Below are 21,162 nucleotides of genomic sequence, written 5' to 3'. Positions count from 1 at the left end.
TCGCTTCCGTCGAGTACCAGAAGATGGCCCAAGAGGCCGGAAAAATCGTCAAAGGGTGGCTGAACGCTTCCCGCGACGTTCCCGAGGACAAGGCAGCAGCTCAGCTTGCCGGAGTTCTCAAAGATCCACACGGACTCGAATTCACTGTTGGCTTCGTTGACGAGGTCATACGTCCAGAGGACGACGCAGCGGCCGGACGCAACCTCGGCCGCCTGGCCCCCATTGTTCCCAAATTCCTCCCGCCCCATCTGCGCGCGGCCGTGAAAGCGGGCGGTGTTGTCGCCCCCAAGGTTTCTTGGCCCACGATCCCTCTGGCCAGGAAGGCCATGCGGGACATGGTCGGACACCTGATCGTGGATGCCCGGGACGAGAAGCTCGGACCGGCCATCAAGCACTTAACGGCCGGCGGAAATAAGCTCAACATCAACCTGTTGGGCGAAGCAGTCCTCGGCAACGAGGAAGCCGAACGCCGTCTGCGCGAAACCGAGCGACTGCTGCGTCGGGACGACGTCGATTACGTCTCGATCAAGGTCTCTGCGGTTTCCGGCCCCCACTCTCCCTGGTCTTTCGATGCTGTGGTCGAGCGCGCCGTCGAACGCCTGACTCCGCTCTACGAATACGCTGCTCAATCCGGCACCCCGAAGTTCATCAATATGGACATGGAGGAGTACAAGGACCTCGACATGACGATGGAGGTCTTCACCCGGATCCTCGATCAGCCCCAGCTCAAGAATCTCGAGGCAGGGATCGTCCTTCAGGCCTATCTGCCGGACACTCTCGAAGCCATGGAGCGCTTGCAAAAGTGGGCCACAAAACGCGTTGACAACGGTGGGGCACGGATCAAGGTTCGTTTGGTCAAGGGAGCCAACCTGTCCCTCGAAATGGTCGAAGCCGTAGTCCACAAGTGGCCGCTGACAACGTGGGATTCCAAGGAAGCCACCGACACCAACTACAAGCGCGTTCTCGATTACGCTCTCCGACCGGAGCACACCAAGAACATTCGCGTGGGCGTGGCCGGTCACAATCTGTTCGACATCGCATTCTCCTGGCTGTTGGCTCAACACCGTGGAGTCCTCGACGATGTCGAATACGAGATGCTGATTGGCATGGCCGCCCAGCAAGCCGAGGTCGTCCGCCGTGACGTTGGCCAGTTGCTCCTTTACACCCCAGTCGTTCGGCCCGAGGAATTCGACGTCGCCATCTCATATCTGGTCCGTCGCCTCGAGGAGAACGCCTCGAGTGAGAACTTCATGTCGGCTATCTTCGATCTGAACGACAGTCAGTTCCTGTTCGACCGAGAAAAGGCCCGCTTCGAGCGCTCCCTTGAGAAAGTCACGAGCGAGGTTCCTCCGCCGAACCGTCAGCAGAACCGTGCGGAGGAGAACGTGGACAACGTGTTCTCGCCGGGAGAATCCTTCGACAACACCCCGGATACGGATACATCGCTCGCGCACAACCGGGCCTGGGGCAACCAGATCCTGGAACGCGCCAGAACCTCGGATCTCGGCAAGAAGCTCATTCAGGATTCCGTCCTCACGAGCGAATCACAGGTCGAGGAAGCCATCGCCCGCGCCAAAAAGGCGGGTGAGGAATGGGGCGCTCGTCCCGCTCATGAGCGCGCAGAAATCTTGCGAAAGGCCGGTCGTGTACTCGGTGCCAAACGGGCAGAGTTGCTCGAGGTCATGGCATCCGAGGCGGGCAAATTGCTTGACCAGGGAGACCCCGAGGTTTCTGAAGCCATCGACTTCGCCAACTACTATGCGGGGCTCGCCGAGGCTCTCGAGAACGTCGATGGTGCGCAGTACCACCCGTCCAAGGTCACGGTCGTGACCCCTCCGTGGAACTTCCCCGTGGCGATTCCGACCGGCTCGACCCTGGCCGCGCTCGCGTCCGGTTCCTCAGTGCTCTTCAAACCGGCCGGCGAGTCGAAGAGGTGCGGTGCCGTCATCGCGGACGCTCTGTGGGAAGCGGGGGTGCCGAAGGACGTCCTGCAACTCGTGCAGTTGTCCGAACGCGATCTGGGGCGCACGCTGGTTTCCCATCCCGATATCGATCGTTTGATCCTTACCGGCGGATACGAGACGGCGGAACTGTTCCGTTCATTCCGCAAGGATCTCCCGCTTCTCGGCGAGACCTCAGGAAAGAACTCGATCATCGTCACACCGAACGCGGACTTGGACCTGGCTGCCAAAGACGTCGTCGCGTCGGCCTTCGGCCACGCGGGACAGAAGTGTTCGGCCTGCTCGACCGTGATACTTGTTGGCTCTGCCGCCAGCTCCAAGCGTTTCCGTAATCAGCTCGTCGACGCCGTGAAGTCGCTGCACATTGCATACCCCACGGATATTCGTTCCGAGATGGGGCCCGTCATCAAGGCACCGGAGGGCAAACTGCTCCGCGGGCTGACCACTTTGGGCGAGGGCGAGCAGTGGATCATTGAGCCCAAACAACTGGACGAATCCGGCAAGCTGTGGTCTCCCGGTGTCCGTGCCGGGGTCAAGCCCGGCAGCGAATATCACATGACCGAGTACTTCGGCCCGATCCTGGGTGTCATGACGGCCAAGACGCTCGAAGAAGCCATCGAGTTGCAGAACGCTCCCGAGTACGGGCTGACTGCGGGTCTCCACTCGCTCAATTCGGACGAACTGGCGGTCTGGCTCGACCGTGTCGAGGCCGGCAACCTGTACGTCAATCGCGGGATCACCGGTGCGATCGTTCGACGTCAGCCATTCGGCGGGTGGAAGAAATCGACTGTTGGCTCGGGAACTAAGGCGGGCGGACCGAATTACCTGGTCGCCTTGGGGGAGTGGACGACCAAACCGGCGACGGCAATCGCTTCTCCGTCCAATGACAATGTGAAGCAACTGCTCAACCGTGCACGGGAACCCCACGCCCTGACGCGCGAGCAAATCGAGTTCCTCTCCCGCGCCGCATCGGCCGACGCGGAGGCATGGGGCACCGAATTCGGGGTCCGGCACGACCCGTCACAGCTCGGCATTGAGCGGAACATTCTTCGTTATGTTCCGCAAAAGGTGCACGTGCGCGCCGACGACGACGCCTCGCTCGCCGAGACCTTGCGTGTCGTTGCTGCGGGACTGGCCACAGAAGCACCGATCGAGTTGTCGGTCTCTCGTCAGCTGCCGGTTTACGTTCGTGGCGCACTGGATTCGGCGGGCGTCAACATAACCGTGGAAACCGACGACGCGTGGCGCACTGCTCTGCGCGGGATCCGGGACATCAAGCCCGCCGATCTCGACGGAACGCGATTCGAGGGCTGCCGCATTCGGTACGTCGGATCTGATCCCGAATCGGTTTTCGAGGCGCTCAATGGCCGCCCGGACGTGGCCGTCTATCACGGCCAGGTCACCGAAGCCGGTCGGATCGAGATGCTTCCGTTCGTCCGCGAGCAAGCAGTGTCCATCACGGCCCACCGCTTTGGCAACCCCAACCACTTCTCCGACGGTGTGATCTAGCACCCGATATTAAGTGTCCCGTGTAATATTGATGCCGGTGCCGATTCGATTCGGCACCGGCATCATCACTGCATTCCATCACTTGTCGAGAGGCGCCTCATGAGCAATATTCCCGCCGAGCTTTCTTACACTTCCGAGCACGAATGGGTCTCGGCCGCCGATTCCGAGGGTGTCGTCACCGTAGGCATCACCGATCACGCACAGGATTCTCTGGGCGATGTCGTCTATGTCGACCTTCCGGAAAACGGCTCAACCTTCGAAGCCGGCGAGTCCTTTGGAGAAGTGGAGTCCACCAAGTCCGTCTCTGACCTCTACATGCCGATTTCAGGTGAGATCGTTGACGTCAATGAGGCGCTCGCTGACCAGCCCGAAAGTTTGAATTCCGATCCGTATGACGCCGGCTGGCTCGTCAGGATCCGCCCATCCGATCCCGAGTCGCTCAAGGGTCTCCTGGATGCGGCAGCCTATGAAGGCGAAATCGCCTGAACCAGCTGAGCTCTCAGCGATTTAAGGATTAATTTTAGGTCTAGCTGGCCGACCTTCACAGGTCCGCCGGCTAGACTTTAAGTCTCAGGTCCAGGTCCAAGCTTGGTTCCTGTGCGCGGTTGTGAGGCGGCCTCGCACGAAGCACTACCGCGCAAGAATCTTGAGGTTCACAGAACGAGGCCCCCTCAGCCTCTTCTGGGCGAGCCTCGATTGGCGCTTGAACGCGCCCATGACAAAAGGGGAAAGATATGACCGATCATCGTGAACCGAGCCCTGACACAACCGTCTTCGGCGTCACCTCAACGAGCGCGAGTGCTGGCCACAAGCGTCCGCTTGCCAAGGAAGAGATCGCCGCTATCAAAGCGCTGCCTTCGGAATCTGCGCTCCTGATTGCCCAAGAGGGACCGCAGCACAGCGCACGGTTCCTTCTCGACGCAGGAATGGCCCAGTCCGGCGGAGCTGACGACGGAATCGTCGCAGGCAGGCATCCCGAAGCCGACATATTCCTGGACGACGTCACGGTTTCGCGCAGACACGCCCTGTTTCAGTTCAACGCGGGTCGTTTCGACCTCACCGATGTCGGCTCCCTCAACGGGACTTACGTCAACGGGGACCGTGTGGATCATGTGACTCTCAAGAACGGCGATGAGGTGCGTATCGGAAAATTCGCCTTCATCTACTACGCGAGCGACGCTCAGTAGGGCGGCGTCGAAATGTCGACGACACCCGAACAGCAAGCTACTGAGGAGCCTTCCGAAGAAAACTCCGCGAGGCAGGCCAAGGACAAGACTATTGGTCAGGTGCTCAGCCATCTTGAGGGCTCGTTTCCCGGGCTCAGCGCGTCCAAAATCCGGTTCCTTGAAGATCGTGGTCTCGTGTTTCCCCAACGGACCAATACGGGGTACCGCAAGTACTCGAGCGAAGACATCGAACGCTTGCGTTACGTGCTGACCCTGCAACGCGACCAGTATCTTCCCTTGAAAGTCATCAAGGAAAAAGTCGATGAGCTCGAACGCCAAGGTTTTCCCCGGGACGGCGAGGCATCCGCAGCTGGGGAGCCCGGTGTCGCGGATACTCCGCCCCGGCCGGAGAAGCATCGCCGGTACACCATCCGGGAGCTGTCACGCCACACGTCGGTGGACTTGCCGATGCTGCGGGAATTGATCAATTACGGGTTGATCGAAGAAGGGCCTGACGGGACCTTCGATGAGTACGCCGCACGGGTCACGGCCCTGTGTTCCCAGCTCACCGCCCATGGGCTCCAGCCCAGGCATTTGCGCCCGTTCCGGGCAGCCGCGGATCGTGAGGTCGCCTTGGTCGCGCAGACTATTGCGCCGATGGCCAGCCGTCGTGACGAGCGATCACGGGAGAAAGCTTCGGAAACTGCGCGTGAAATCTCAGCCCTGTGCACCAATCTTCACGCCACGCTGGTCGCCGACCAAGTGGAGAAGTCTTGGTAGACTAGGGCACACTCGCACGGAAACGCGCGGGACGTGTCACTGAACGAGGGAGCCAGCAAGACACGGACGAATGTCTTTGATTCGTCCGGTCTGTCCCTCTAACGTCTAATTCGGACGATGACCTCACTGGTTTTAAGGAGGACCCGCGTGGGCCAGCATGGATCGCACAACGACCCGCAGCGGGATCGTCTCAAAGGCGCGCGCTCTGAGGGTCCTCGTGCGGCGGAGCCTCCGGAATTCGACGAGCAGTTGCTTCCTGGTATGGAAGGGATCGTTCCGGCGCCCCCTACTGGCCGACAGGGGATGCTTTTCGATGACGACCTCGTGGCCCTCGATGAGAATATCGGATACCGAGGCCCCGTAGCCTGCAAAGCCGCGGGTATCACGTACCGTCAGCTGGATTATTGGGCTCGGACCAAACTCGTTGAACCGACGGTCCGGGGGGCCAAGGGGTCGGGCACCCAGCGCCTTTACTCCTTTCGAGATGTCCTGGTACTGAAGATTGTCAAACGTCTTCTAGACACCGGTGTATCTCTCCAACAGATCCGGTCGTCCGTCGAGCACTTGCGTACCCGCGGTGTGGAAGACCTGGCTCAGATCACGCTGATGTCGGACGGTGCGAGCGTCTACGAGTGCACCTCACCCGACGAAGTGATCGATCTCGTACAGGCAGGCCAGGGGGTCTTCGGGATCGCCGTGGGAAGGGTCTGGCGCGAACTCGAGAACAACCTCTCAACCATGCCTGGGGAGGATATGCGGGGACCGCTCGAGGAATCCGAAGAGGATTTTCCTGGGGACGAGCTGTCCGCGCGGCGCGCGGCGCGCAATAACGTTGCGGGCTAGAACTCCTCGCAGAGCGGCCCAACCGGCCTAATAGATCCTCACCCGAGGAGCTCCGAGCCGTCAGGCTTTCTCCCCAGCGGACTTCGAGATGAGGACCTCGCTTCCTCTTCCCTTCAGCGTGAGGAGCGGAATTTTCGTCACCTACCGGAATGTATTCGTCTTCTGAGCCCGCCTTGCCTTGTGACTGCTTCTGTAGGCTCAGCCAGTCCGACTAGCTTGTGACGAGTCCTTCGAGGATCGTGTCGAAGGCTTCGGCCATCGCCGCGGCTTCCTCATTCGCCGTCCATGCGTGAATGGGCGATGCGGACCCTTGAACTTGCTGCCACACGGTGCTGTCCGCGATGGTCGGTGCGACCATGAGTTTGCCAAACATGCCCTGCATCTCTTCGACGCGGTACTGATGTTCTGCGGAATCGCGTTGCGCCTTATTCACCACCACGCTCGCCGCCTGAACTTTGAACTCGCTCTCCGACTCGAATCGCGCGATAGCGCGCATAGTCCGCTCGGTGCCGGCCACGGAGAACAGGCTCGGTTCTGCCACGGCCAGAACCTTCTGGGACGCGGCCCAGGCAATCATGGTCAAGGTGTTGAGTGTTGGCGGGCAGTCGATCAGCACCAAATCGTAGCGATTGGTGTGAGAGAGCGCGTTCCGCAGTCGACTCAGGTTCTTTCGGGTCGGAGGCAGATGATCGAATGCTACCGAGCCGGAAGAACCGACGACCACATCAAGCCGAGGATTCCCGGCCGATGAGCGGTCCGATTGCCATCCGGCGGGTACGCAGCTCGATTCGACGGATTTCTTCCTGGGGGAGCGTAATACCGTGGCAGCGTCGGCCCCGTCGGAAGTGTGCGTGGAGACGGCCAAACCTGTACTGGCGTCTCCATGAGGGTCCAGGTCCACGACCAACGTGCTGAGACCCCGGGTGGCCGCGGCAGAGGCCAAGCCCAAGGTAACGGAGGTCTTTCCAACCCCGCCTTTGAGGGAGCTGATACTGACAACCTGCGTCACACAAACCTCGCGATGACTTTGAGTACGAAATGCCTCACCATCATATCGGCACCGGGGAGCAATTACTGACGCGGCAGACCGTTGCCCGTATGCGGCGGATCCTCGTGACACGTTCAGACGTCACAGAGTTTATGGCTGGCGCGTCGTTCCATTAGGTTAGAGGAATCACTTATGCCCGTAAGATACGACATACCCATGAGCTGAACAGCTCTGATCGTCGAGACAAGTCCGATCCTTGCAGAATCACCCCTTCAAGGCGGACGGAAACGGTTATCAATGTTCTCTAAGATCCTGGTCGCCAACCGTGGCGAGATCGCGATCCGCGCATACCGAGCCGCATATGAGCTCGGGGCCAAGACGGTTGGCGTGTTTCCCTACGAAGACCGTCACTCCATACATCGTCAGCAGGCCGACGAGGCCTACCCGATCGGTGAAGAAGGGCATCCCGTACGGGCCTACCTCGATGTCGAGGAAATCATCCGCGTAGCCAAGGAAGCCGGCGTCGACGCCATCTACCCGGGATACGGTTTCCTCTCGGAAAACCCTGAATTGGCCAAAGCGGCCGAACGAGAAGGCATTACCTTCATCGGGCCCCCGGCTGACGTCCTGGATCTGGCAGGGAACAAGGTCGAGGCGCTCAAAGCGGCCCGCCGCGCAGGGATTCCCGTCCTGGACTCGACCGAGCCCTCCGCGGACAAGGAAAAGCTCATCCAGGAAGCCGAAGAAATCGGCTTCCCAATATTCGTCAAGGCCGTAGCCGGAGGCGGCGGTCGCGGTATGCGTCGAGTGAATTCGCGGGAAGAACTCCCGGATGCGCTATCGGCAGCAATGCGCGAGGCAGAAACCGCCTTCGGGGATCCAACGGTATTCCTCGAGCAAGCGGTACTCCGGCCCCGCCACATCGAGGTCCAGATCCTGGCAGACGGTGACGGGAATACGGTCCACCTCTTCGAACGCGATTGTTCGCTGCAGCGTCGCCATCAAAAAGTCGTCGAGATCGCGCCGGCGCCCCATCTGGACGAGGAGATCCGCCAGGCGCTGTACCGAGATGCCGTCAAGTTCGCGAAGGAACTTGGCTACGCCAATGCGGGAACCGTGGAATTCCTCGTGGATACCGTGGGCGAACGGGCCGGTCAGCACGTATTCATTGAGATGAATCCGCGTATCCAGGTCGAGCACACCGTGACCGAGGAAATCACGGATATCGACCTCGTCCAGTCCCAGATGCGGATCGCCGCAGGGGAGACCCTCGAGGATCTCGGAATCAGTCAGGACACGCTTCGCATTCGCGGCGCAGCCCTGCAATGCCGCATTACCACCGAGGATCCGACCAATGGATTCCGGCCGGATGTCGGCAAGATCAATGCGTACCGGTCCGCCGGTGGCGCCGGGGTGCGCCTGGACGGCGGCACGGTCTACGCGGGGGCCGAAATCTCGCCCCACTTCGACTCGATGCTCTGCAAGGTCACCTGTCGAGGCAAGGATTTCCAAACCGCTGTCCAGCGCGCACAACGTGCGCTCGCTGAATTCCGTATCCGCGGCGTGGCCACCAACATCCCCTTCGTAGCGGCCGTACTCGAGGACCCGGTATTCCAAGCGGGCGATGTCTCGACCCCGTTCATCGACGAGCATCCCGAGCTCCTGACCAAGAAGCATTCATCGGACCGCGGGACCCGCGCTCTGACCTACTTGGCCAACGTCACGGTCAATCAGCCCCATGGTCCGCGCATCGAAGGCATTGATCCTCGTACTAAACTTCCCCGCTTCCCTGGGGACAAGGTCGAGGAACCATTCCGCAGTCCTTTCGACGGATCCGACCACGTTCCTCCGAACGGTTGGCGCCAGAAGCTCCTCGAGGTGGGGCCCGAAGGATTCGCCAAGGCCCTGCGCGAGTACAAACCGCTAGCCGTGACAGACACGACTTTCCGGGACGCACATCAGTCGCTGCTGGCCACGCGTATTCGCACGCGTGACATGTTGGCCGCGGCTCCCGCCGTCGCTCACGTGACGCCCGAGTTGTTCTCCATGGAGGCCTGGGGAGGCGCAACGTACGACGTCGCCCTTCGCTTCCTCGGCGAGGATCCGTGGGAGCGCCTTCGTCTTCTCCGCGAAGCAATGCCGAATATCCCGATCCAAATGCTTCTGCGCGGTCGCAACACCGTCGGTTACACGCCGTACCCCACGGACGTGACCGATGCCTTTGTACAGGAAGCCGCGGCGACGGGCGTCGATATCTTCAGGATCTTCGATGCGCTCAACGACGTTTCGCAGATGGAACCTGCCATCAAGGCAGTTCGCGAGACGGGGACCGCTGTAGCCGAGGTCGCCATGTGCTACACCGGCAATCTGCTGGACCCGGACGAGAAGATCTACACGCTGGATTACTACCTCGATCTGGCCCAGCAGATTGTGGATGCGGGGGCGCACATTCTTGCGATCAAGGACATGGCTGGGCTGCTGCGTCCTGAGGCGGCTCGCCGACTGGTTACGGCGTTGAGGGAGAAGTTCCACGACATCCCGGTCCATCTGCACACGCACGATACCGCCGGTGGTCAGCTGGCTACCTTGCTCGCGGCTTCGGAAGCTGGGGTCGACGCCGTCGACGTGGCTTGCGCGGCCATGGCCGGGACCACGAGCCAGCCCTCGGCCTCGGCGCTGGTCGCGGCCATGGCGAATACCGAGCGCGACACGGGGATCTCCCTCGATGCCATGTCCTCGTTGGAACCGTACTGGGAATCCGTCCGCTCGATCTATGCGCCGTTCGAGAAGGGACTCACGGCCCCTACCGGTCGCGTGTACCAACACGAAATCCCCGGCGGCCAGCTGACCAACCTGCGTCAGCAAGCTATTGCCTTGGGCCTCGAAGAACACTTCGAAGAGATCGAGGACATGTACACCCAGGCGAACCGGATGCTCGGCAACATCGTCAAGGTGACACCCTCTTCCAAGGTCGTTGGCGACTTGGCCCTTCAGCTCGTCGGCATGAAGGTCGATCCTGCTCAGTTCGAGGAGAACCCGGCAAAGTTCGATATTCCGGCGTCGGTCATCAGCTTCCTCAATGGCGAGCTGGGGACCCCGCCCGCGGGATGGCCCGAACCCTTCAGGTCCAAAGCGCTCGAAGGGCGCAAAGCCGAGCCTGAAATCACCGAGTTGTCCAAGGAGGACAAGGAGGCGCTCCGCGGTGATTCGCAAACACGCCGAGCGACCTTGAACCGTCTGCTGTTCCCCGGCCCGACCAAGGATTTCGAGGAAGCCGTCGAGGAATTCGGCGATATCTCGGTACTGCATACTCGCGATTACCTGTACGGAATGGTGGAGGGGCGCGAGCACGTCATCTCGCTAGGCAAAGGCGTTCGCCTGCTCGCAACCTTGCAGGCGATCTCCGAACCCAACGAGAAGGGCTTCCGTTCAGTCATGTGCACGCTCAACGGACAGCAACGCTCGATTGAGGTGCGGGACGAATCGGTTGAGTCCGACTTCAAGGCGGCCGAGAAAGCAGACACGTCGAATCCAGGACACGTGGCGGCACCCTTCGCAGGGGCCGTGACGATCTCGGTTTCCGAAGGCGACGAGGTCAAGGAAGGCGATCAGATCGCAACCATCGAAGCCATGAAGATGGAAGCGTCGATCACCTCCCCGATTTCCGGCAAGGTGTCCCGGGTGATGTTCAACGACATCCGTCAGGTCGCCGGCGGAGATCTCGTGATCGCGGTGGAGACGAAGTAGGACCAGTAGGTCTCGCCTCAGAGAGCGAGGCGTACACTCATGCGGGCCCCGGTTTCATTGGGAATGAAGCCGGGGCCCACGGCGTTGGCAGGATTGAGAGGCCCCGACGGTCGTCATAGAACCGTGCCGCGGGTGCCGGAAAATCGGAATAAGGAGTAGACGTGGCGGATTCGGCGCAGCAGATTCGTGAATACGACTTGATCGTGGTCGGGTCGGGCTCGGGAAACAGCCTGATCGATCACCATTGGCAAGACAAGAAGGTCGCAATCGTCGACGGCGGAGTCTTCGGTGGAACGTGCCTCAACAAGGGGTGCATCCCGACCAAGATGTTCGCGTATCCCGCAGCGACCGCAATCCACGGTCTCGACGACGACCGGCTCGGTGTGAGCATGCAACGTACCGAGGTGCGGTGGCAAGAAATTCGGGACCGGATCTTCGGACGGATCGATTCGATCTCGCAGAGCGGTCTCGACTACCGTGAGGATGCGGAAAACGTGGATGTCTACACCGAGTTCGCGACACTCCGTGACCCTCACACGTTGGTCACGGAATCCGGCGAAGTGATCCGAGGCCGTCAGCTCGTCCTGGCCGCCGGCTCCCGCTCTATCCTCCCGAACATTCCCGGAATCGAGCTGCCAGGCGTGCACACCTCGGACACCGTCATGCGGATCAACGACCTGCCCCGCCGCGTCGTGATCCTGGGAGGGGGATTCGTGGCTGCGGAGTTCGCAGGAATATTCCACGGATTGGGCTCGCACGTTACTCAAGTGAATCGTTCCGAGCGACTCCTGAGGGACCACGACGCCGAGATCGCTGACCGATTCGTTCGCGAGGCATCCCGCCAGTGGGATCTTCGGCTCAATACCAACATCACCTCGATCGAGCAATCCCGGGGCGGGCTTGAGGTCACGCTGGAATCCCACGGCGAGTCAGAGACCGTCCAGGCCGACGTCGTCCTGGTCGCGACGGGTCGCGTGTCCAACGTGGATCGTCTCGATGCCAAAAGCGCCGGCTTCGACGTGAAAGACGGCGTTCTGTCCGTGGACGCGTACCAGCGCGTCCTTTCGGGCGGCGAACCGGTCGAGGGCGTCTGGTCGCTGGGCGACGTCAGCTCGGTCATTCAACTCAAGCACCTCGCGAATGCTCAGGAGCGAACCGTCCAGCACAATCTGCTTAATCCCGAGGATCTGCGCACAACCGACCAACGTCACGTCCCGCACGCCGTGTTCACGAACCCTCAGATCGCGGCGGTCGGTCTGAGCGAAGCGGAGGCCCGCGACACCGCACGGGCCGAGGGATTCGAGATTACGGTCAAGGTTCAGGACTTCGGCGACGTCGCGTACGGCTGGGCGATGGAGGACCAGCACGGTCTGGTCAAGCTCATTGCCCGCCGAGATACCGGCGAGCTCCTTGGCGCCCACATCATCGGCACCGAGGCGTCCATGCTGATTCAGCCCTTGATCCAGGCGATGAGTTTCGGGCTCGCTGCTCACGACATGGCTCGGGGCCAGTTCTGGATCCACCCCGCACTGACCGAGGTTGTCGAGAATGCGCTGCTGGGGCTGGAGGTCCCCGGGAACTGATGTAGGCCGACACCCTCGTCGGCTCGGAACGCACGAAGGCGTGGAGCGCAGCCTCCGGTCCCGGACCAATGGTTGCGTGCCACGCCCTCTCTCACATGCCGAGTTTCTTCCACGAGGTTCTCAGGAAGGCTTTTTCTGTGAGTAGATCCCCTCGATGACCTCCGAATAATCCTTGAGGACCTGTGGGCGGCGGATTTTGAGGGACGGCGTCATATGCCCCGACTCTTCCGTGAAGTCCCGAGGGATAATTCGGAAGGCCCGGATCGACTCCGCTCTGGAGACGTTGTTGTTGGTGCGGTCGATGAGATCCTGGATGGCCTCCTGGACCTCATCCGTTCTCGCGGCTTCCTCCACGCTGAGATTCGCGTCGAGGCCGAGACGAGGCAGCTCTCGTTCGAGGGCCTCCTCGTCGAGGGTCACCAAAGCCGAGATGAACGGGCGTTGATCGCCGATCACGAGACACTGCGAGACCAAAGGGGACTTGCGGATCTCGTCCTCGACGAGCCCTGGGATCACGTTCTTGCCCCCGGCCGTCACGATGATTTCTTTCTTTCGCCCGGTGATCTTCAGCATTCCTCGGCCTGTCAGCTCGCCGACGTCGCCGGTGCGGAACCAGCCGTCCTCCGTGAAACTCTCATGGTCGGCCTCGGGGTTGTTGTAATAACGTTCGATGACCCCGACCCCGCGGCACAGGATTTCGCCGTCGTCGGCGATTTTGATCTCGATTCCCGGCAACGGCGGTCCGACGGTCCCAATGTGGAAGTCTTTGACGGTCCCAACGGAAGCCGGCGCGGTGGTCTCGGTGAGTCCGTATCCTTCCAGAATCTTGATGCCGACGGCGTGGAAGAAGTGAGCCAAATGCTGGCCCAAGGGCCCGCCGCCCGAGACCGCGTACTGGACCCTGCCGCCCATGGCGGCGCGCAACTGGGAGAAGACCAAGCGATTGACCAACGCGTACTGGGCCTTCAGCACGGGGGAGGGCTTGGAACCTGACATGACCGTCTCCGACCATGTGACCCCTACCTTCTCGGCGATATCGAAGATCTTTCCCTTGATCGAACTCGCGTCGTGCGCCTGTGCACGGGCTCCGTTGTAGATCTTCTCGAATACACGCGGCACCACGAGGAGGAAGGTCGGTGCGAATGATTTGAGATCCTGGGTGAGGTTCTTGAGATCCGGGCTGTGCCCCACCACGACACCGACGTCGATGGAAAGGACATGAATATATCGAGCGAAGACGTGAGCCAGCGGCAGGAACATCAGGGTCGAGTTCTCGGAGCTCGCAACCTCCGGGATCGCTTGCTTTGCCGAGGCGCAGAGCTTCACGAAGTTGGCATGCGTGATGACGCAGCCTTTGGGTCTCCCGGTGGTTCCGGATGTGTAGATGATGGTGGCCGCGTCCTCGAGGCCATTCGCTGTTCGGGCTTTTTCGAGGACCGAATCATCGATTTCCGATCCGAGAGCGCGGAGAGAGGACAGCGAGGACTTCTCGGAGTCTTTTGCCTCGATCTGCCACACATTCTCGACCTTCAGGTCCTCATGTTGTGTGGCCCTTTGAACCGCAGCAGCGTGCTGGCGGGTTTCCACGATCACTGCCTTGGCCCCCGAATCGCCCAGATTCCACGAGACCTGAGAAGGAGAGGACGTTTCGTAGACGGGAACGGTCACGCCGCCCGCATACATGATTGCGAAGTCTGCGACGGCCCATTCATACCGTGTGCGTGACATGATTCCGACACGATCCCGCGGTTTGATCCCCGCGGCGATGAGGCCTTTGGCCATGCTTGTGACGTCTTGTCGGAATGATCGAGCCGCTATTTCTTCCCATTCGCCTTCAGCGCGCTGAACCTTGAACAACGGCTGATCGGCCAAGTCGGGGAATTTCGACTCGAGCAGATCCGTCGTGTTGGTTTGAGGATCGAACTGCTGACGTAGTTCAACCGTGGTTTCTTTCATGACGTCCTTCCTGAAGCCTCGCGGGTTGTGACCGAATCCGGCCCAGAGGCCGAGCCAGAGACCCGGAGGCCACAACGGGCAAAGAATTCAACTGATCCATTGAAAATTTTGGGGGCGTCGTAATCGAGCGTCGCTACGTGGTAGCTCGACGACAAAGGAACGAGGTCGGGCTCGGATGGCAGGTGGGCCATGAGATATTCATGGCTCGCGTCCGAAACCACATGGTCCACGAGGGACCTGTATATCTGCACCGGCGCGGTTACCGCTGGGAGCACCCTGCGTGTTTCCTTGAAGAGCAGGTGCAATTGCGCTGCCCCCTTCAGGGGCGTCTGAGCATATGCGCCCTCGGTGTTCCCGGGCTTCGCGATGTCATCGCCCACGCCCCGGATGGTTGGAATCGCGTACGCGAGCCACCGGGCAAACGACATGCCCTTCTGCGGATCGACGACACCAGGGTTGACCAAAACAATTCCTTCGACCGAGCGACGCGCGGACAGGTGCAGGGCGAGAGCTCCGCCCATCGAAAGGCCTGCGACGGCGACTTTCTCGCAACGGGACCGGAGGTTCCAATAGGCCTCGTCGACTGCTTGAACCCATTCTCGCCACGTCCTCGTGGACATGTCGTGGACCGTGGTTCCATGGCCGGGTAGGAGTGGCATTTCCACGGAGAATCCCGCGTCAGCGAGGTGTTGCGCCAAGGGGCGGACGCTGTGCGGGGATCCTGTGAAACCGTGAAGAACCAGCACGCCGTCGGGACCTCCCATCCACTGAGCCGGTGACACATCGACATCGCCGGAGTAGCCTCGTCCCACGGGGTCTTCCGCACGACGCTTCCCGAAGTGATCTGTGATGTGGCCCATAAGTACATTGTGTCACGTAATACACAGACGACGACGAATCCTGAAACGTGGGAATCGCCAAGTTGAGCGGATAGGCTCATATACGTCACGCAGCGGGAGACGGAACCTGCGGCATCTGCTCGAAAGGAAAACACCACGTGCTCTACATGTTCCTCAAGCGGTTCGTCGTCGGGCCACTGATCAACCGAGTGTTTCACCCCGAAGCTGAGGGCCTTGAGAACATCCCGCGCACAGGCGGCGCGATTTTGGCCTCCAACCATCTTTCCTTCGCGGATTCCGTCTTCTTGCCTGTCGCCCTGGATCGCCAGGTGTATTTCCTAGCGAAATCCGAGTACTTCACCGGCCAGGGAATCGTTGGGCGGGCAACCGCGGCTTTCTTCAAGGGAATCAACCAGATCCCCATGGATCGGTCGGGCGGCAACAAATCGGCCAAGTCTCTGGGACAGGCAGCTCAGACCCTCCGCGACGGAAAACTGCTCGGAATCTACCCGGAAGGGACCCGGTCCCCGGACGGCCGGTTGTACAGGTCAAAGATTGGTGTTGCGCGGTTGGCGATTCAGACCGGAGTGCCCGTCATCCCCGTGGCCATGATCAACACGGAAAAGGTCCAGCCGACCGGACACAAGCTCCCACGGCGAACCTCGACGGACGGCCGAAGGATCGCTCCCGTCAGGACCGTCATCGGCAAACCCTTGGATTTCTCGCAGTACGCAGGACGCGAGTCTGAGCACTCGGCGCAACGGATCGTGGCCGACCAGATCATCCAGGCGATCCAAGACCTTTCCGGCCAGGAGTATGTGGACGTGTATGCGTCCACAGTCAAAGCAGCCATGGAAAAGCAACGCGTTGCGGATGCTAAGGCTGCCGTGGCCGAAATTCTGGAGAACGCGAAGTCGCGGACGCAGGCCTCGGTGGACTCCGCCAAAGCCAGCGTCGAATCCGCGCGCGAGAAGATCCAGCCTGGATTGGACTCGGCCCGGGAACGAATCCAGCCTGGGTTGGACCGCGTCGAGGAAAAGCTCAACGAAGCCCGTGCTCGCGTCGAGGAAGGCGTCAAGAGTGCACAGTACCGCCGTTCCGGCAATCCCGATTCCTCGAACGAAACCTCGGACGGAGAAACAGAGTAGTAGAGCCGGGAGGGCTCAGGCCGTTCGACGAACCGAGCCCGAGGCCTGTCCGGCAGCGGTTCCCCGGTGTCTCGATATTCGACACATATGTGCCCGGCGCGCGTGTTTTGACGAGTATCCGTAAACTGGTGCGCATGGCTGAACAGACACAATCCCATTTCGCTCAATTCCAGACCCAACCCGCCCCCGAGGCCAAGAACTATCCGGGTCTGGACGAGTGGCGTCACTTGTCTGTGGACCAGCAGCCGACCTGGGCCGAGCACCCGGATTTCAAGAAAGTCGTCTCCGAGCTCGAAACTGTCCCGCCCCTGGTTTTTGCGGGTGAGGTCGACCAGATGCGTCAACGTCTCGCCGCCGTCGCCGAAGGCCAGGCATTCTTCCTGACCGGGGGCGACTGCGCAGAGACTTTCGTAGATGCCACGGCCGACAAGATCAGCGCCCGGGTCCGGACCCTTTTGCAGATGGCCGTGGTCCTGACTTACGGCGCATCGATGCCTGTGGTCAAAATGGGCCGTATGGCCGGTCAGTTTTCAAAACCGCGGTCCGCGAATATGGAGACCCGCGGAGACACGACGCTTCCGTCCTTCAGGGGCGAGATGGTCAATGGTTTTGACTTCACGGAGGAGTCACGGGAGCACGACCCTAACCGCATGCTGCGCGGATACCACACCTCCGCGTCGACCCTGAACCTCATCCGTGCGTTCACGACCGGCGGTTTCGCCGATTTGCGCCTGGTCCACGAGTGGAACAAGGGGTTTGTGTCGAATCCCGCCAACGCGCGATACGAGTCGCTGGCACGGGAAATCGATCGAGCGATCAGATTCATGGACGCGTGCGGAGCCGATTTCGAAGCTCTCAAGGGGACCGAGTTCTACGCCGGCCACGAGGCCCTGCTCCTGGACTACGAGCGCGCTCTGACTCGTATCGACTCCCGGACTCATCTGCCCTACGACACGAGCGGTCATTTCCTGTGGGTCGGTGAGCGTACACGCGGTCTGGAGGACGCGCACGTCAATTTCCTGTCGAAGGTTCACAACCCGATTGGGGTCAAGCTCGGCCCGACTACTGACGTGGATGACACCTTGCGTCTGATCGACAAGCTCGACCCGGAACGACAGCCAGGTCGTCTCACGTTCATCACGCGCATGGGTGCGTCCAAGATCAGGGAGAACCTCCCGAAGATCGTTGAAGGTGTACGGGACTCTGGAGCCAAGGTCGTATGGGTGACCGATCCAATGCACGGCAACACCATTTCAGTCCCTTCGGGGTACAAGACACGCCGGTTCAATGATGTCGTGGACGAGGTCCGCGGCTTCTTCGAGGTCCACGAGGCCCTGGGGACCGTTCCGGGCGGCATCCACGTCGAAATGACGGGCGACGATGTCGCCGAATGCTTGGGCGGTTCGGACGCTGTCGACGAGACGGCGTTCGCGGACCACTACGAGACCTTGTGCGACCCCCGCTTGAATCACATGCAGTCGCTGGAAGTTGCTTTCCTCGTCGCAGAGTACTTGTCCAAGAGATAACACCTCGTGCGGGCGACGACGTCACCGAACGGCGTCGCCCGCCAACTCACGTTCCGGGCCCGGGCCGGACATCCATCGCGATGCCGGTTCCCAGGGACAGGGCCGCCGAATGATCCGACAGGATGCTCACGCCGACGAGCCAACCCAGATAAGCCACCATGCAGGCGGACAGAATGAACACGAGGAGCCACACCCACGCCCGGTAAGGTTCCGCCGAGCCCAGGACATGCGTCGGAATCCTTGGGTCCTGCGGGTCCCGGGACGTCTCTGGATCTGTGCCGTTTCCTTCGGTGTGAGCAGCTGGCCGAGACGCCCTGGTTGCTCCGGGAGAGTTCTCCGGGAGGACACGCGTCGCATCGTCGAGAGACCTTTGGGCGTGAACGCTTGTCACGTCCGGTTCGGACATGTGAGTACTCGTGGACGAGTCGGGCCCTGTGGATTCTGCGTCCGCATCCTCGGGATGCGACCGCGTGGCAGAGATTCCCTCCGACGTATTCGCCGAGTCCTGCTGGCCGAACGGCGCAAGTTGAACGGGCCGCGTGTGGCTCGCGGTCTCAAGTCCGCTGAAGAGATCCGACGGATCTTCACGGTATCCGGGTGGGCGGCGGTCCAACGCTGCGTCCGTCAGGCGCCGTTGGATGTGTTCGAGTTCTCCGTGAAGGGCGGCAGCGTCCTGAGGCCTGTTCTCCGGTTCCTTGGCACAGCACCATGAGATGATCTCGACGATTTCGGGATCCACCTCCGGGAAGCGTCGCCGAAGATCAGGCATGTCGTCATCGACGTGAGCCATGGACACCGCGTAAGGGGAGTCGCCACGGAATGGGGGCACGCCAGTCAGCATTTCGTACAGAATGATTCCGACGGAGTAGTTGTCGGCAGGTTTGCCCGCAGGCTGGCGGCGGACGAGCTCGGGGGCAATGTAATTCGCCGACCCCACGAGGCTGAGGGTCGCTGACTCCGCCTGAACATGCCGAGTCAGGCCGAAATCCGTGACCTTGACGGAGCCTTCGGGGGAGGTCAAGACATTTTCGGGCTTGACGTCGCGGTGCACCAGGCCGGTTCCGTGTGCCGCGGCCAAGCCCTGGGTCAGGGGGATCACAACTCTCAGGGCCTCACGAACGGTCATGGGAGACCGCCGTTTGATGAGATCGCGCAGGGTGGCCCCGTCGACGAGTTCCATGACCAAGTAGACGACCGGGTCCGGGCCGGACTCGTCGACGCCTTGATCCCACACTGACACGACGTGCGGATCTGCTATGGCGGCCGCAGCCTGGGCCTCGTGAACGAAGCGTTCTTTCGTCTCCGGCGCGGGCCCCAAGGATTCCTTGAGTACCTTGACCGCGACGGGTCGGGCCAAACGAGTATCTCGTCCGCGGTAGACGACGCCCATACCGCCTCGAGCGATGAGGTCACCGAGGAGGTATCGGCCCTCGAGTTTTCGCCCTGTCAAGGGTCCCGGTGCAGTCCTTTTCATTGAATCGATTCTAGGGGATCGGCGTCGAATGAGGAGCTAGGGCCTTCTCTGGTTTAGCCTGGACACGTGAGTTCCAATGAAAACGTTGCCAATCTGTTCGATCTCGTAGGGGAATGGACAACCATCCCCGACGTAGCCGAGACCCTGGACGTCAAGGTCACCCGAGTCCATGCCCTGATAACCGAGGGCCAGCTGATTGCCGTCCGCGACGATGACGGCGTTCGGCGCGTCCCCGCGTTGTTCATGCGTGAAGACCGTGTACTGGAGTCCCTCAAGGGAACCCTGACTGTTCTGAGAGACTCGGGTTTCGACGATGAAGAAGCAATTCGGTGGCTCTACACCGAAGACGATTCCCTGCCCGGCCGGCCGATCGATGCGCTGCAAGAGGGGCGCAAGACGGAAATTCGGCGTCGGGCCCAGGCCCTGGCTTGGTAACCCTCTGCGAGTCCGTACCGAGGTGATGTGAAGAACCTCAGGAAGAACGATGCAAGGCCCTGGAAGCCACGTCTTCCAGGGCTTTTGCGACCCCTGGGGACGTATCTATTTTCCGCAGGGCAGCCTGTACCTGGCGCTGCGTGGTCTGGATGATTCGCTCGGTTTCGTCCAGGGCTCCCGACTCACGGATGATATCCCGCATCTTGTTGACCGTCTCTTCGTCCAGATCGGGCCGTCCCAAGCGTTCTTCGAGGAACGCGACCTGCTCTGCCGACGCGGTTCTTTCCGCCAGAGCGACGAGTACCGTGCGTTTTCCCTCTCGCAGGTCGTCGCCTGCGGGTTTTCCCGTGACGTGTGGTTCGCCGAATACTCCGAGGACGTCGTCGCGCAGTTGAAATGCTTCGCCCAGAGGCAGGCCGAAATCGCTGAGCTGACCGAGCAGTGGCTCACCGGCACCGGCGAGGGCAGCGCCCAAAGTCAACGGATGCTCGCACGAGTATTTGGCGGATTTGTAACGGATGACGGTCGACGCACGGTCAATGGCTTCTTCTGGATCTTCGGTCCCCATGACTTCGGAAAGACCGTCGAGGTACTGGCCGGCCATGACCTCGGTGCGCATGATGTCGAAAATCCGGCGGGCCCTGCCGGTTGCGGCCTGCGGGGTGCCTATTGAGGCGAAGACGGCCTCGGAGAAGGAAAGGCAGAGATCCCCGGCGACGATACCGCCCATGATCCCGAATTCTTCTCCGCTGAGGGACCAGTGCTCTTCCCGATGCATTGCCTGGAAAGAACGGTGGACGGACGGTTTCCCTCGTCGGGTGTCGGAGTGGTCGATGATGTCATCGTGGATTAACGCCGCAGACTGGAACAGCTCTATGGCAGCTCCGGCCAGGACGACTTCGGGAGCCGACGGACCACCCCCTGCGGCTTGCCACCCCCAATATGCTAGAAGGGCTCTCATTCTCTTTCCGCCCGAACACAAAGCCTCGATGTGATCCACCAGTGTCATGGCTTCAGGGGAGATTTCCAGCATCACGAGTCGTTGGCGGCCCAGGTAATCCGCGATCGCTTCATCGACAGCCTGAATGTATTCCCGCTCGGCGGTCTCACGGTCCACACCGGCCGGGTCCATGGCAGGACTCGACCCGGTAGGGGAATTCGGATCGGGGTTGTTCACGGCGGCGATTCCTGACTCCCTGGTGACGGC

The 21,162-nt window shown here is 61.0% G+C and carries 15 protein-coding genes; 10 read left to right on the top strand and 5 right to left on the bottom strand.

Going from position 1 to position 21,162, the window contains the following annotated elements:
• Positions 1–23 precede the first annotated feature (23 nt).
• The 5 genes from EWR20_RS12295 (at position 24) to EWR20_RS12275 (ending at position 6,259) form a co-directional block, all read left to right on the top strand.
• A complete protein-coding gene (locus EWR20_RS12295) occupies positions 24–3,470 on the top strand; it encodes a bifunctional proline dehydrogenase/L-glutamate gamma-semialdehyde dehydrogenase (protein WP_238147756.1) in 3,447 nt (1,148 codons plus the stop codon).
• A 99-nt stretch (positions 3,471–3,569) separates the two neighbouring features.
• The gene (gene gcvH, locus EWR20_RS12290) at positions 3,570–3,956 is read left to right on the top strand and encodes a glycine cleavage system protein GcvH (protein WP_129360976.1); all 387 of its coding nucleotides are present in this window, start codon (positions 3,570–3,572) and stop codon (positions 3,954–3,956) included.
• Positions 3,957–4,204: 248 nt separating this feature from the next.
• Positions 4,205–4,657, top strand: coding sequence for an FHA domain-containing protein (locus EWR20_RS12285; RefSeq protein WP_129360975.1), 453 nt, complete (start codon positions 4,205–4,207; stop codon positions 4,655–4,657).
• A 12-nt stretch (positions 4,658–4,669) separates the two neighbouring features.
• The gene (ftsR, locus tag EWR20_RS12280) at positions 4,670–5,416 is read left to right on the top strand and encodes a transcriptional regulator FtsR (RefSeq protein WP_129360974.1); all 747 of its coding nucleotides are present in this window, start codon (positions 4,670–4,672) and stop codon (positions 5,414–5,416) included.
• A gap of 261 nt (positions 5,417–5,677) precedes the next feature.
• Complete coding sequence (locus EWR20_RS12275) at positions 5,678–6,259, top strand: MerR family transcriptional regulator (RefSeq protein WP_129361037.1); 582 nt, start codon at positions 5,678–5,680, stop codon at positions 6,257–6,259.
• Positions 6,260–6,470: 211 nt separating this feature from the next.
• Here the strand turns inward: EWR20_RS12275 and EWR20_RS12270 are convergent, their stop codons facing one another.
• Entirely contained in the window at positions 6,471–7,268 is a 798-nt protein-coding gene (locus tag EWR20_RS12270) for a ParA family protein (protein ID WP_129360973.1), read from the bottom strand.
• 276 nt (positions 7,269–7,544) lie between these two features.
• Between EWR20_RS12270 and EWR20_RS12265 the strand changes: the two genes are divergently transcribed.
• Positions 7,545–10,994 (top strand): pyruvate carboxylase, encoded by a 3,450-nt coding sequence (locus EWR20_RS12265; protein ID WP_129360972.1) that lies wholly within the window; start codon positions 7,545–7,547, stop codon positions 10,992–10,994.
• A gap of 161 nt (positions 10,995–11,155) precedes the next feature.
• Entirely contained in the window at positions 11,156–12,577 is a 1,422-nt protein-coding gene (locus tag EWR20_RS12260; RefSeq protein ID WP_238147749.1) for a mycothione reductase, read from the top strand.
• A 120-nt stretch (positions 12,578–12,697) separates the two neighbouring features.
• Here EWR20_RS12260 and EWR20_RS12255 read toward each other — a convergent pair whose 3' ends face one another.
• Together EWR20_RS12255 and EWR20_RS12250 are read right to left on the bottom strand one after the other, a co-directional pair.
• On the bottom strand, positions 12,698–14,533 hold the full coding sequence (locus tag EWR20_RS12255) for an AMP-dependent synthetase/ligase (protein WP_129360971.1): 1,836 nt from the start codon (positions 14,531–14,533) through the stop codon (positions 12,698–12,700).
• Positions 14,530–15,393 (bottom strand): alpha/beta hydrolase, encoded by an 864-nt coding sequence (locus EWR20_RS12250; RefSeq protein ID WP_129360970.1) that lies wholly within the window; start codon positions 15,391–15,393, stop codon positions 14,530–14,532. Before EWR20_RS12250 ends, EWR20_RS12255 begins: the two co-directional genes overlap by 4 nt.
• 146 nt (positions 15,394–15,539) lie before the next feature.
• Here EWR20_RS12250 and EWR20_RS12245 point away from each other — a divergent pair, with 146 nt between their 5' ends.
• Together EWR20_RS12245 and EWR20_RS12240 are read left to right on the top strand one after the other, a co-directional pair.
• Positions 15,540–16,520, top strand: a complete 981-nt coding sequence (locus tag EWR20_RS12245) for a 1-acyl-sn-glycerol-3-phosphate acyltransferase (protein ID WP_238147754.1) — start codon at positions 15,540–15,542, stop codon at positions 16,518–16,520.
• A gap of 134 nt (positions 16,521–16,654) precedes the next feature.
• Positions 16,655–18,046 carry a class II 3-deoxy-7-phosphoheptulonate synthase gene (locus EWR20_RS12240; RefSeq protein WP_129360968.1) on the top strand — a complete coding sequence of 464 codons (1,392 nt, stop codon included), beginning with the start codon at positions 16,655–16,657 and terminating at the stop codon, positions 18,044–18,046.
• A 46-nt stretch (positions 18,047–18,092) separates the two neighbouring features.
• Here the strand turns inward: EWR20_RS12240 and EWR20_RS12235 are convergent, their stop codons facing one another.
• The gene (locus tag EWR20_RS12235) at positions 18,093–19,520 is read right to left on the bottom strand and encodes a protein kinase domain-containing protein (protein WP_129360967.1); all 1,428 of its coding nucleotides are present in this window, start codon (positions 19,518–19,520) and stop codon (positions 18,093–18,095) included.
• Between the two features lie 66 nt (positions 19,521–19,586).
• Here EWR20_RS12235 and EWR20_RS12230 point away from each other — a divergent pair, with 66 nt between their 5' ends.
• A complete protein-coding gene (locus tag EWR20_RS12230; RefSeq protein ID WP_129360966.1) occupies positions 19,587–19,955 on the top strand; it encodes an Rv2175c family DNA-binding protein in 369 nt (122 codons plus the stop codon).
• Between the two features lie 37 nt (positions 19,956–19,992).
• On the opposite strand, the gene EWR20_RS12225 is transcribed toward EWR20_RS12230, so the two are convergent.
• Complete coding sequence (locus EWR20_RS12225) at positions 19,993–21,132, bottom strand: polyprenyl synthetase family protein (protein WP_238147748.1); 1,140 nt, start codon at positions 21,130–21,132, stop codon at positions 19,993–19,995.
• Positions 21,133–21,162: the final 30 nt, after the last annotated feature.

Origin of the sequence: Rothia uropygioeca (assembly GCF_004136585.1) — a bacterium.
Lineage (GTDB): Bacteria > Actinomycetota > Actinomycetes > Actinomycetales > Micrococcaceae > Rothia.
This window is presented reverse-complemented; position numbering and strand designations above follow the sequence as displayed.